The 12725-nt window shown below is 67.5% G+C and carries 8 protein-coding genes; 2 read left to right on the forward strand and 6 right to left on the reverse strand.

Annotated elements, in window-relative coordinates; genetic code table 11:
• The first annotated feature begins 76 nt into the window (after window positions 1-76).
• Window positions 77-1804, forward strand: coding sequence for a serine/threonine-protein kinase (locus tag LFT49_RS08700; RefSeq protein WP_236802048.1), 1728 nt, complete (start codon window positions 77-79; stop codon window positions 1802-1804).
• 79 nt (window positions 1805-1883) lie between these two features.
• Here LFT49_RS08700 and LFT49_RS08705 read toward each other — a convergent pair whose 3' ends face one another.
• Complete coding sequence (locus LFT49_RS08705; protein WP_236802049.1) at window positions 1884-2786, reverse strand: TIGR01777 family oxidoreductase; 903 nt, start codon at window positions 2784-2786, stop codon at window positions 1884-1886.
• Window positions 2787-2859: 73 nt separating this feature from the next.
• Here LFT49_RS08705 and LFT49_RS08710 point away from each other — a divergent pair, with 73 nt between their 5' ends.
• On the forward strand, window positions 2860-6381 hold the full coding sequence (locus LFT49_RS08710; RefSeq protein ID WP_237430258.1) for a S41 family peptidase: 3522 nt from the start codon (window positions 2860-2862) through the stop codon (window positions 6379-6381).
• 82 nt (window positions 6382-6463) lie between these two features.
• Here the strand turns inward: LFT49_RS08710 and LFT49_RS08715 are convergent, their stop codons facing one another.
• The 5 genes from LFT49_RS08715 to LFT49_RS08735 all read right to left on the reverse strand — a co-directional run bounded on the left by LFT49_RS08715 (window position 6464) and on the right by LFT49_RS08735 (window position 12599).
• A complete protein-coding gene (locus LFT49_RS08715) occupies window positions 6464-6892 on the reverse strand; it encodes an OsmC family protein (RefSeq protein WP_236802051.1) in 429 nt (142 codons plus the stop codon).
• Window positions 6893-7028: 136 nt separating this feature from the next.
• Window positions 7029-7382, reverse strand: coding sequence for a hypothetical protein (locus LFT49_RS08720; RefSeq protein WP_236802052.1), 354 nt, complete (start codon window positions 7380-7382; stop codon window positions 7029-7031).
• Between the two features lie 160 nt (window positions 7383-7542).
• Window positions 7543-9315, reverse strand: a complete 1773-nt coding sequence (gene sucB / locus LFT49_RS08725; protein ID WP_236821800.1) for a 2-oxoglutarate dehydrogenase, E2 component, dihydrolipoamide succinyltransferase — start codon at window positions 9313-9315, stop codon at window positions 7543-7545.
• Between the two features lie 114 nt (window positions 9316-9429).
• Complete coding sequence (gene lpdA, locus LFT49_RS08730; RefSeq protein WP_236802054.1) at window positions 9430-10815, reverse strand: dihydrolipoyl dehydrogenase; 1386 nt, start codon at window positions 10813-10815, stop codon at window positions 9430-9432.
• A gap of 260 nt (window positions 10816-11075) precedes the next feature.
• Window positions 11076-12599 carry a leucyl aminopeptidase gene (locus LFT49_RS08735; protein WP_237430259.1) on the reverse strand — a complete coding sequence of 508 codons (1524 nt, stop codon included), beginning with the start codon at window positions 12597-12599 and terminating at the stop codon, window positions 11076-11078.
• Window positions 12600-12725: the final 126 nt, after the last annotated feature.

The following is a 12725-nucleotide window of genomic DNA, read 5'->3' on the forward strand; positions in this document are numbered from 1 at the left end:
GTCCCCATTGTGACTGCTGCAATCGAGGCTGTGGATAACTTCTGCAGCCGGGCCGGGATTCGGCTAGACATGGACCATGGACGATGCACAGGCACCTGAGGTCCCCGGTTACGACGTCGGCCGGCTCCTGGGACGGGGCGGCAGCGCAGACGTGTGGCTGGCCAGGGAACGGCGGACCGGCAGGGATGTAGCGCTCAAGTACTTCCGGACCGCCGGCAGCAGGACGAGGGGCAGCGCTGCCATCACCGAGGAGGAAATGCGGCGGGAGATCCGGATCCTTTCGGTCCTGGACCACCAGCACCTGATCAGCGCCCATGACGCCGTGCGCATTGGCGATGCGGGCGGCGGCACGGCGCTGACCATGGACTACGCTGCCGGAGGCTCCCTGGCGCGGCTGGTCGCGGCCCGTGGCAGGCTCACCGTGGGCGAGACCGTCACCGTCCTGACGCCCATCGCACAGGCCCTGGGCTACCTTCACGGCAAGGGGTTTACCCACTCCGATGTCTCCCCAGGGAACGTACTGTTTACCGGGCAGGGCAAACCCATGCTGTCGGACCTGGGCTTTGCCCGGATGCTCGGGGATCCTGCCAGTCCGGAGACTGCAGGGACGGCCGGCTTCCTTGATCCGTCCCCGGTCGATGCCGTCCGCGCCGGACTGCAGCCTGAACGCGACGTCTACTCCGCTGCCGCGCTTGGCTGGTTCTGCCTGACAGGTGCTGCACCCGGCCGTACTGCTGACCGCCCGCCGCTGTCCCTCCTGGTTCCCGGCGTCCCCAAGGAGCTCGCGGCAGCCCTGGAAGCAGGACTGAACGAGGACCGGCGGCTGCGCCCCAATGCAGTGGCACTGGCTACGGCTGTGTACCGCAGTGCAGATCCGGAGCCGGTGGACCTCTCCGATGCCGTACACCCCACAGTCCTGCCTGAGCTGCTGACGCGGCGGCGCATTGCCCCTGGTACAAAGGGCGGCGGTATCCGGACCAAACTGCAGGCTTTGCGCCGCCGCATCGCGACGTCCCCTTGGAGCGCCTTGTCCTTTACCCTGTCATCCGGCATGCCGCCCGCGGGCCGGTCCAAACGCCAGCCCATGGGCCAGCAACTGCCGCCTGTCGATAAGAAAGCCGCGCTTGTGCCGCAGGGGAAACATGCTGGAAGACCCGTCGCCGTCCCCCACGGGAAACACGCCGACGGGCACGTAACCGGGCGGAGGACCCGGGCCAGGACTCTGGTACGTGCCCTCCTGCCGGCTATCGCCGCAGCGGCTGCCGGACTGTGGTGGCTGTCAGCCGTCGGACAGCCGCCGTGGTCAGAAACTGCCGCAACGGGTTCGCTGCCGGCAGCTGCGCGCCCGACCGAAACCGCTTCGGACGGAGGAACAGGAGCCGCCGCGCCGGTTGATCGCGCCAGGCAGGAGGCCCTTGCGGCTGATCCCGCCGTTGCTGTGGAGGGCCTGGCGGCGCTGCGGGACCACGCATTCAGCAGCGGCCGGCTTGAGCTGCTGGCGGACGTGAACGCGCCAGACTCCGCGGCAGCTGCAGCCGATGAGCGCATCGCCTCGCAGCTCCGCCCCACCGGGCACCGCCTGGCCGGCTTCACCACCACACTCGCCGAGGTGGCAACGGAAGGCGGTGCCACCCGGGACCATGCCGTCGTCCGGCTGGTGTCCGCCACCTCCGGCTACAGCACGGTCAACGCGGAGAACAGTGTGCTTGCCACCGGGGAACCCAGCCGGCCGCAGCCCCTTCGGTTGGTCCTGGTCTCCGTGGACGGCCAGTGGCGCGTCAGCGAGATCCTTGCCGGGCAGTGATTCTTGCCGGGCAGTGATTCCTGCCGGACGGCGCATCTTCCGGCGGAAGGCCGCCACCCTCCAACCGGGGTCAGTTCAGCTAGGCCCGGCCGTCCTTGGCCGTCACCCAGCGTGCCGCCTCCTCCAGGCTCCCGTGCTGCCACCGGAAACCGGCGGATGACAGCGCTGCCGGCTCCATCCGCTGGCTGAACAGCAGGAGCTCCTCGCCCAGGCCCGGCATCACTGTGCGCAGCACAGGCGCCGGAACGCGCAACACGGCAGGCCGGTGCAGGGCGCGGGCCAGGGCCGCGACAATCGTGTTGACGTCAGCCTGCTCAGGTGCGGTCACGTTGACCGGACCGGAGACCGTGGAGTCGAGGAGGAAGAGGAAGGCAGCCGAAACATCCGGAAGGGTGACCCAAGGCCAGAACTGGCGTCCGTTGCCAAAGGGCCCGCCAACGCCCAGCCGCAGCAGTGGCAGCAGCTTGCCAAGCGCTCCGCCCGAACGGCTGAAGACCACCCCCGTGCGTGCCAGCACCACGCGCACACCTGCCGGCGCCGACAACGCCGCCTGCTCCCACTCGACGCAGATCTGCGCCAAGGTGCCGGAACGTGCAGGTGCGTCCTCGCGCAGGACCGTATTGCCGGCGTCGCCATAGTAACCAGACGCCGACTGGCTGATGAAGGTTTTCGGCGGCGTATCCATGCGCGCCATGGCCTGCACCAAGGTCCTGGTGGGGCCCAACCGGGAGCTGAACAGCTCCTCCACCCGCTTCCGCGTCCAGGGCCTGTCGCCGATGCCGGCGCCGGAAAGGTTGACCACGGCGTCGGCGCCGGCCAGTGACGAGGGGTCGAGGACGCCCGCCGCTGGATCCCAGCGGACTTCGCTTGCGCCGGCAGGTGGCCGCCGGACCAGGGTCACCACGGAGTGGCCTGCATCGCGAAAGGCTGCGGACATGGAGGTGCCGATGAGCCCGGAGGCGCCGGCCATGACAATGTGCATGGTCCATCACACCACGCCAGCGCGGGTTGTGTACCTCCCGCGGGGCAGGGGAGGGGTTGACTATGATCGAACGATGACCTCTTCGAGCTACTTCCGTTTCCCGCATTTGCACGGCGATCTGGTCACTTTCGTGGCCGAGGACGACGTGTGGATTGCGCCCCTGGACGGCGGCCGTGCCTGGCGCGTCTCGTCGCTCCAGCTGCCTGCCCGCAACCCGCGATTCACCCCCGACGGCAAGCGGCTGGTGTGGACCGTGGTGCAGGGAACGGCTCCGGAGGTGGTGTCAGCAGAGGTCGACGGCGGCGGGTACAGGCAGCTCACGTACTTTGGCCACAGCACTACAAAGGTCAAGGGATTCACCGCCGGGGGCGCCGTGGTGGTCACCAGCGCCTTCCGCCAGGCTGAAAGCCGGCACACCCACGCCTACAGCGTTCCGCTTGAAGGCGGCTGGGCGCAGGAACTTCCCTATGGCCCGGTGGAGTCAGTGGCGTATGGACCCGAAGTAGGCGATGAACGCCCCGTGGTGCTGGCGAGCGTGCTGTCCCGGGAACCGGCGTGGTGGAAGCGGTACCGCGGCGGCACGGCCGGGAAGCTGTGGATCGACCGCGACGGCAACGGTGAGTTCGAGCGCCTCCTTCCCGACCTTGACGGCAACCTCACCGACCCCCTCTGGGTGGACGGCCGGATCGCCTTCCTGTCCGATCACGAAGGCTACGGCAATCTGTACTCGGTGCTTCCCGACGGAAAAGACCTGCGCCGGCACACCGACCACCAGGACTTCTACGTCCGGCACGCCGCCACCGACGGCAAACGCGTCATCTTCGAGTCCGCCGGTGAACTCTGGGTACTCCCGGACCTCGGCTCGGAGGCGGAAAAGCTGGATATCACCCTCGGCTCGGCCTCGCAGACCAGGCGTCCTGCCCTTCTCGACGCCGTCAAGCACCTGGGCGCCGTTGCCCCGGACACAACAGGGGCCGCCAGCGCGGTGGAATCGCACGGGACCATTTCCTGGCTGCGGCACAAGGATGGGCCGTCCCGGATCGTCGAGGCAACGCCCGGAGTGCGGGGCCGCTTGCCCAGGCCCCTCGGCGACGGCCGGATCGCCTACATCGCCGATCACGGCGGTGTTGAAGCCATCCACATCAAGGACATCGCAGCGCCCGTGCCGCACACCGCTGCCCAGGTGGCGGCAGGGAGCGGCAAGTCCGGCGCTCCAGCCGTAGCCCCCGATTCCCCGGACGCGGAAAAGCAGGACATCCAGGGGCTGGAAACGGTCAGCCTGCCCCAGCCCGTTCCTGCAGCCGGGGCTGCGGTGCTGGCGGGAAGTGCAGCACACGCTCCGGCAGACGACGAGCAGCAGGCCGACGTTGCGCCACAGGATACGGCCACCGCCGCGGAGGCCCTGCCGCCCGCAGTAGAGGCAGGCATCACTGTTCCCACGCCCTCGCGCGCCAGTTCCCTCGAACCCAGCCCGGATGGCCGGTGGATTGCCCTTGGGACCTCCTTCGGCGACGTGCACGTCCTGGACACCCGCAGCGGCCACCTCAGCCCGGTGGCCAGCATCGGTGAAGGCAGTATTTCCGAATTGGCATGGTCTGCGGACTCCCGCTGGCTGGCGTGGTCCGAGCCCGTCACGTCCTTTGGCTCGCGCAGCCGGCTTCGGCTGGCCACTGTGGAGCGGCTCGACGCCGACCCCGTGGACGTCACCGACGGCCGCTTCCGCGATGCCTCACCGGCCTTCACTCCAGACGGCAAGTTCCTCGCCTTCCTGTCCAACCGCAGCTTCGACCCCGTGTACGACGGGCATTCGTTCGACCTCTCCTTCCCCAGCCCCATCAAGCCGTACCTGGTGGCACTCGCCGCTGACACGCCGTCGCCCTTCGGTCCATCGGTTGACCCCGCCGGCGGGGAGCCGGAAGCGGACGCGGAGGGCACGGACGAGGGCGAGGCAGGGGAGAAGGACACTCCTGGCGTCCGAGTGGATGCGGAGGGCCTGGCGCACCGCGTCATCGGAGTTCCGGTTCCGCAGGGCAACTACAGCTCGCTGGCGGCCGTCGACGGCGCACTCCTCTGGCTCGATTCCGTCCTGGCAGGTGTGACCGGCGACGGAAAGGCCAGCCAGGAGGACAAGGACGCCCGCCCAGGCCTGGTCCGCTACGACATCGTCCGGCGGAAGCAGACCACGCTGGTCGATGCAGTGGACAGCTACCGGCTGACCGGTGACCGCAGCAAGGTGGTGCTGGTTTCCGACAAGCAGGTGACCGTGGTGCCTTCGGACGCCAAGGCGGACGAGGAATCGGGCAAGCTGGTCAAGGTTGACCTGGGCCGGATCCGCGTCCTGCTGGACCCGCTCAGCGTCTGGGGCCAGGCATTCGACGAAGCCTGGCGGCTGCAGCGCGACTTCTTCTGGACCGAAGACATGGCCGGGCAGGACTGGGATTCCATCCACGCCCGTTACCGCCCCATCGTGGAACGGCTGGGTTCGCATGACGACCTGGTGGACCTGCTGTGGGAACTGCACGGCGAACTGGGGACGTCCCACGCCTACGTTCGTCCGGCCGCCGTCACCGAACGCGGCAGCCGTGGACAGGGCCGCCTCGGTGCCGACCTCGCGCACACGGCCAAGGGCTGGGAAATCACCCGGATCCTGGCCGGCGAGTCCTCCGATCCGCTGGCTACCTCCCCGTTGACCAGGCCCGGTGTAGGCGCCAAAGCGGGGGACATCCTGCTGGCGATTGACGGTGTCCCGCTGTCCGAAAGCACCACCCCGGCCATGCAGCTGGTGGGAGCGGCAGGCCGCGCGGTGGAGCTGACCCTCCTCAACGGTTCCGGGCACGGTGCTGCCGAAGGCACCCAACGCCGGGTCGCCGTCGTGCCTGTCAAGGATGAAGAGCGCCTCCGCTACCAGGAATGGGTCGCCGGCAACCGGCGGACCGTCCGTGAAGCCTCCAACGGAACCTTTGGCTACCTGCACATCCCGGACATGATGGCCAACGGCTGGGCGCAACTGCACCGTGACCTCGACACGGAAACAGCATTGGACGGCCTCATCGTGGACGTACGCCGCAACCGTGGCGGTCACACCTCGCAGCTCGTCGCGGAACTGATCGGCCGCAAGGTGACCGGGTGGAGCATGCCGCGCGGGGAGAAGCCGCGCACGTACCCGCACCACGCGCCGAGGGGGCCGGTGATCATCCTGGCTGACGAGTTTGCCGGATCCGACGGCGACATCATCACCCAGGTGTCAAAGCTCAGGGGCATCGGGCCGGTCATCGGCACGCGCACCTGGGGCGGTGTGGTGGGCATCGACAACCGGTTTGCGCTGGCGGACGGCACCGGAGTCACCCAGCCCCGCTATGCCAACTGGTTCAGCGGCGGCGTTGGCTGGAGCGTGGAGAACTACGGCGTTGACCCCGACATCGAAGTGACCTACCCGCCGCACGCCTACGCGGCCGGTCGCGATCCCCAGCTGGAAAACGGCATCGGGGCGCTCAAGGAGATGATCCAGGAGCTGCCCACGGACCGGCCGCCGGCCCGCTCCGGCTACCGCAAGCTGTTGCCTGCGCCGCTGCCGGCCCGCCCGCAGGGACGCTAGGAACAACAAAAAGGCCCTGTCCTTCCGGTTTCCCGGAAGGACAGGGCCTTCGCGTTATGCAGGGCCGGTGGGCCCGGGACTGCTAGGACTGCAGCGTGGCGTCGAGGGTGATCTCGATGCCGGCCAGGGCCTGGGATACGGGGCAGCCCTTCTTGGCGGCCTCGGCAATGCGCTGGAACTCGTCCTGCGAGATGCCGGGGATGCGGGCGTTGAGGGTGAGGTGGCTGCCGGTGATGCCGGTGCCCGGCTGGAAACCAACCTCCGACTTGGTGTTGACCTCCTCGGGCGTGAAGCCGGCCTGGCTCAGTTCGTGGCTGAAGGCCATGGAGAAGCAGGCTGAATGGGCTGCGGCGATGAGCTCTTCCGGGCTGGTCTTGCCGCCGGCAGCTTCGGTGCGGGCCTTCCACGTGACATCGAAGGTGCCCAGGCCCGAGCTGTCCAGGGTGGTGTTGCCCGAGCCCTCGGTCAGGCTTCCGGTCCATACAGTGTGGGCGTTGCGTGTTGTAGCCATGTCTCTCCTCAACGTCGGTTCGATCCGGGGCCGGCAGCCGCTGCCGGCCCCACCGTTTCCCATCCTAGGGACCAGCCACCCCCGGTGCACGGGTTGTCCGCTCTCAGAGGATTATGACCGGCTCCCCGTCATGGGCTTACTGCCAGATGGTGGCAATGGCGATGTTAAGCAGCGCCAGGCCACCGACGCCGTGCGCGAGTCCGGTGGAGACGGGCTGCCCGTTCTTGACCTTGCGTGAGCCGATGACCGCCAGGACTGCCACCACGATGGCGATGACGAACTTGATGCCCAGCTTGGCGTAGTTCGGATTGGAGTCCGGCAGGAACGGGAGGATGCCCATCATGGCGATGCCGGTGAGCAGCTGCAGGAAGGCGCCGTCACGCTGGCGCGGATGCACGGTGGGGGTCCGCATCGTGGCAATCCAGTAGCCCACGATCATGGCGGCCCCGACGACGTGCAGGAAGACCAGGATGTTGAAGAGAATGTTCATGGCTCCAGCTTAGCCAGTCATTTCTACCGCCTGTAGCAAAGCCACGCGGTTCCCGGACCGCGGCGGGCTGGCGGGAGTTTGGGTTAAACCACGACGACGGCCCCGGCTGCGGGAGGTTTCCCACCCGCGCCGGCGCCGCCGTCGTTGGACCCTTTGTTGGTTACAGTCCCAGGTCCGCTTCGAACGCGCCTTCCTCCAGGCGTGCCTTCAGGGTCTGGAGGAACCGGCCTGCATCGGCGCCGTCCACCAGGCGGTGGTCGTACGTCAGGGACAGGTACATCATGGAGCGGATGGCGATCGAGTCATCGCCGTTTTCGTCAGCAACCACCACGGGGCGCTTGACGATGGCGCCGGTGCCCAGGATGCCGACCTGCGGCTGGTTGATGATCGGGGTATCGAACAGCGCTCCAACCGAACCGATGTTGGTGATGCTGAACGTGCCGCCGGACAGTTCATCCGGACCGATCTTGCCGTCGCGGGTGCGGGAAGCAACGTCGGCGATCTTGCCGGCCAGGCCGGCGAGGTTCAGGTTTCCGGCGTCCGCGATGACCGGAACCAGGAGGCCCTTGTCCGTGTCGACGGCGATCGCCAGGTGCTCGGCGTTGTGGTAGGTGATCTCCTGCTTTTCCTCGTCGTAGGCAGCGTTGAGCTTGGGGTGCTGCTTGAGGGCCTCGGCAACTGCCTTGGCGATGAAGGGCAGGAAGGTCAGCTTGGTGCCGTTCTGGGCCTGGAACGAGTTCTTGGCGCGGGCACGAAGCTTGGCGACCTTGGTCATGTCCACTTCGTGGACCTGGGTCAGCTGGGTGGAGATTTCCAGCGACTCGCGCATGCGCCGGGCGATGACCTGGCGGATGCGGGGAGCCTTCTGGGTGGTGCCGCGCAGCGACGAGGCTGCACCGGCTGCAGCCGGGGCGGACGCGGCGGGGGCTGCTGCCGGAGCAGCGGCGGGAGCGGGGGCAGCCTTGGCCTCGGCGGCGGCGATGACATCCTGCTTGCGGATGCGGCCGCCAACACCGGTGCCGGAGAGGCTGGAGATGTCCACGCCGTGCTGGTTGGCAAGCTTGCGGACCAAGGGGGTGACGTAGCCGGACTCGGATCCGCCGGCCGGAGCTGCTTCCTGGGCTGGCGGAGCAGCGGGAGCCTGGGCGGCGGGAGCCGGGGCAGCCTGCGGTGCAGCCTGCTCGGGGGCCTGCTGGGCAGGAACAGCCTGGGCGGGAGCGGTCTGCGCGGGAGCGGACTCTGCCGGTGCGGGCTTGGGGGCTTCCTGCTGGGGAGCGGCGGGTGCAGCCTCCGGAGCCGCGGCAGCGGGAGCGCCCGAGCCGATGACGGCGAGTACGGAGCCCACCTCGGCCGTTTCGTCCTCGTTGACACGGATTTCCTGCAGGGTGCCGGCAACGGGGGAGGGGATCTCGGTGTCCACCTTGTCGGTGGAGACTTCGAGCAGCGGCTCGTCAACGTCGACGGAATCGCCAATGGCCTTCAGCCAGCGGGTCACGGTGCCTTCGGTGACGCTTTCGCCGAGTGCGGGGAGGGTGACCTCGTGGCTTTCGCCGCCGCCTGCAGCGGGTGCTTCCTGGGCGGGTGCCTCCTGCGCGGGGGCTGCTTCGGCGGGTGCTTCCTGTGCGGGAGCAGCTGCAGGTGCCTCTTCGGCGGGGGCAGCCGCGGGAGCTTCAGCGGGTGCGGAACCGCCGCCGGAGCCGTCACCGATGCGCACCAGCGGCGCACCTACCTCGGCGGTCTCATCTTCAGCGACCAGGATTTCTTCAATCACGCCAGCTACAGGAGAGGGGATTTCAGTGTCTACTTTGTCGGTGGAGACTTCGAGCAGCGGCTCGTCCACCTCTACCCGGTCACCTACCTGCTTGAGCCAGCGGGTGACGGTTCCTTCGGTGACACTCTCACCGAGGGCGGGCAAGTTAACGGATTCAGACATGTCGTCCCCGTTCTCCTTATTGATCTTTAGTGCGAATGGTTGCTGCCTTGTTGGAAGCCTAGTGCACCCGGTCTGCGCGACCGGGTGCACCGGGCCTGGTAATGCTGGCGAAAATCAGCCGTGGAGCGGCTTGCCGGCCAGCGCCAGGTGGGCTTCGCCGAGGGCTTCGTTCTGGGTGGGGTGGGCGTGCACCAGCTGTGCCACATCCTCCGGGTAGGCTTCCCAGTTCACGATCAGCTGGGCCTCGCCCACCTGCTCGCCCATGCGGGCACCGATCATGTGGACGCCCACCACGGGGCCGTCCTTCTGGCGGACCAGCTTGATCAGGCCCGAGGTGCCAAGGATGGAGCTCTTGCCGTTGCCGGCCAGGTTGTATTCCTGGGTCTGCACCTGGTCCTCGCCGAACTTTTCCTTCGCAGCCTTCTCGGTGTAGCCGACGGTGGCGATCTCGGGTTCGGAGTAGGTGACCTTGGGGATGTTGATGTCCTCGACCACCACGGGCTTCAGGCCGGCGATCTCCTCGGCCACGAAGATGCCCTGCTGGTAGCCGCGGTGGGCCAGCTGCACGCCGGGGACGATGTCACCGACGGCATAGATGTTGCCCACGCCGGTGTGCAGTCGCTCGTTGGTGATGACGAAGCCGCGGTCGATGGTGACGCCGGCTTCCTCGTAGCCCAGGTTGGCCGTGACGGGGCCACGGCCGACGGCGACCAGCAGCAGGTCCGCTTCGAAGGTCTTGCCGTCCACCAGGGTGACTTTGACGCCGTCGTCATTCTGCTCGACGCCCTGGAAGAAGACGCCGGTGGAGAACTTGATGCCGCGCTTCTTGAAGGCACGCTCGAAGTTCTTGACGATCGTGGCGTCCTCGTTGGGAACGAGGGAGGGCAGGCCTTCGACGATGGTCACGTCCACGCCGAACGACTTCCACACCGAGGCGAACTCGACGCCGATGACGCCGCCGCCCAGGATGATGGCGCTCTTCGGAATGAAGTCCATGGTGAGGGCCTGGTCGGAGGTGATGACCTTGCCGCCGATTTCCAGGCCGGGAAGGGTGCGCGAGTAGGAGCCGGTGGCCAGGACGATGTTCTTGCCCTTGTAGGCGGTGCCGTTCACCACGATGGTGTCGGTGCCCTGCAGCTTGCCTTCACCCTCGATGACGGTGATGGCCTTCTTGGACTTGATCAGGCCCTGCAGGCCCTTGTACTTGCCGGCGATGATGCCGTCCTTGTACGCGTTGACGGCGTTGATATCGATGCCGTCGAGGGTGACGTTCACGCCGTACTTGGCGGAGTCACGGGCGTGGTCGGCCAGCTCTGCGGAGTGCAGCAGGGCCTTGGTGGGGATGCAGCCGTTGTGGAGGCAGGTGCCGCCCAGCTTGGCCTTCTCCACGAGGCCGACGGTGAGGCCGAGCTGTACCGCACGCAGCGCTGCAGCGTATCCGCCGCTGCCGCCACCGAGTACCAGGATGTCGAATTCTTGCGCAGTTGCCTGATCGGCCACTTAAACGCTCCCTCGCGTGAACGATGACGCGATCAGCGCGCATCATCTGGTCTTGGAACTTGCACTGCCGTGATTATGTCAGCAGGGCAACTCTCTTGCATTTGTGACTACCGTGGTTCACCTTAGCGAACCACCTATCCATGCTCCACCTTGGCACTGCGTTTGTGGAGCGCTTGTGTCCAGTGTCACGCGGCCCTGTGGCACAGGAATCACCTGCGCCGCAGGGCCGCGTGGCAGTGGCTGTAACTGCCCAGGGGCACCTAGGAGGCGGCCAGGATGTCCTCCACGTAGGCAACCAGGGTACGGACGGTGCAGCCGGTGCCCTGCTTGTGCGTGTAGCCGTACGGGCTGCCATTATTAAAGGAAGGTCCTGCAATATCGATGTGCGCCCAGGGGATCTGTTCGCCTGCCTTGTCCTTACCCACGAACTCGCGCAGGAACACGGCGGCGGTCATCATTCCGCCGTGGCGTTCGCCGATGTTGGCCAGGTCGGCCACCTGGGAGTCCAGGGTGGGTCGCAGTTCCTCCGGCAGGGGCATGGGCCAGACCAGCTCGCCTGCACGGTCCGCCGCCGCCTTGAGCGCGCCCGTGACGCTGTCCGAGCCCATGACGCCGGCGGTGCGGTTGCCGAGGGCGATCAGCTGCGCGCCGGTGAGGGTTGCGACGTCGATGATGGCGTCCGGGTATTCGCGGCTCGCGGCGACAATGCCGTCCGCCATGACCAGGCGGCCCTCGGCGTCGGTATTGAGGACCTCCACCGTCTTGCCACCGAACATGGTCAGGACGTCGGCAGGACGTGAGGCGCCGCCGCCGGGCATGTTTTCTGCGATGCAGAGCCAGGCGGTCGCTTTAACGGGCAGGCCCAGGCCGGCGATGGCCAGGACAGTGTTAAGTACGACGGCGGCACCGGCCATGTCGCTCTTCATGTCGCCCATGTTGAGGGCCGGCTTAAGGGAGATTCCGCCGGTGTCGAACGTGATCCCCTTGCCCACGAGGGCGACCTTGGCAGTGGCCTTGGCGGGGGAGTATTCGACCTTGACCAGCCGCGGCTGGCGCGTGGATCCCTTGCCCACGCCCATAATGCCGCCGAAACCTTCCTTCTCGAGGCGCTTCTCGTCCCAGACCGTGACTTTGACGGGCAGTCCCTTGGCCAGGTCCTTGGCGGCCTCGGCGAACGATTCGGGGTATAGGTGGCTCGGCGGGGTGTTGACCAGGGACCGGGTGGCGTTAACAGCCTTGGCCACCAGGCCGGCCCGCTTCAGCGCCGCCTCCAGCTCCGGGGTGCCGGCCAGTTCGGTGAAGATGACGGCATTGCGCACCGGGTCCTTAAGTCCGTCGGAGGAAGACCGGAACTCGGTGAAGGAGTAGGCGCCCAGCGCGGCGCCCTCGGCGACGGCCGTGACGTCCTGCACCGTCGCCGTCGGGAATGCCAAAGTGACCGTGGGCAGGCCGGCCAGCTGCCGGACGGCCGATCCTGCTGCCCGGCGGAGCGACTCGCCCGTGAGCGGTCCGGTGGCGGGAACCTTGCCGACGCCGGCCAGGACCAGGATGCCTGCCCCGGTTTCGGGCAGGCCCGGCAGGCGGACCAGCTGGTCCGCGGCGCCGGTGACACCCAGCGCCTTGAGTGAGTCCCCGAGGGCCTCCGCGGACTTCGCCGTCAGGGGATTCTCCAACAGGACGGGGCCGTCGGTTCCCTGGCCCACCCCGATGACCACTGCATCACTGGGGTTCTTCTTAAGGTCCCGCGCGACGGTACTAAGGTTGACTTCAGTATTCTTGACCACAGGGATGAGTCCTCAATTCTCGAAACGTTCGGGCAGGGATGCATGTTGGGCGCTCTGCCATGGTGGCCCGGATCCGGCCGTTCTGGACGGTTCACGGGTGCGTGCAAGCCCGCCTGGCAGGCCAGT

Source organism: Arthrobacter sp. FW306-06-A (genome assembly GCF_021870055.1).
In the GTDB taxonomy this organism is placed as follows: domain Bacteria; phylum Actinomycetota; class Actinomycetes; order Actinomycetales; family Micrococcaceae; genus Arthrobacter.

What these genes read in the sequence shown, in the direction of transcription:
- sucB (WP_236821800.1), bottom strand. Translation starts at nt 9,315, where the DNA reads ATGTCTGAATCCGTTAACTTGCCCGCCCTCGGTGAGAGTGTCACCGAA.
- LFT49_RS08705 (WP_236802049.1), bottom strand. Translation starts at nt 2,786, where the DNA reads ATGCACATTGTCATGGCCGGCGCCTCCGGGCTCATCGGCACCTCCATG.
- LFT49_RS08710 (WP_237430258.1), top strand. Translation starts at nt 2,860, where the DNA reads ATGACCTCTTCGAGCTACTTCCGTTTCCCGCATTTGCACGGCGATCTG.
- LFT49_RS08700 (WP_236802048.1), top strand. Translation starts at nt 77, where the DNA reads ATGGACGATGCACAGGCACCTGAGGTCCCCGGTTACGACGTCGGCCGG.
- LFT49_RS08720 (WP_236802052.1), bottom strand. Translation starts at nt 7,382, where the DNA reads ATGAACATTCTCTTCAACATCCTGGTCTTCCTGCACGTCGTCGGGGCC.
- LFT49_RS08715 (WP_236802051.1), bottom strand. Translation starts at nt 6,892, where the DNA reads ATGGCTACAACACGCAACGCCCACACTGTATGGACCGGAAGCCTGACC.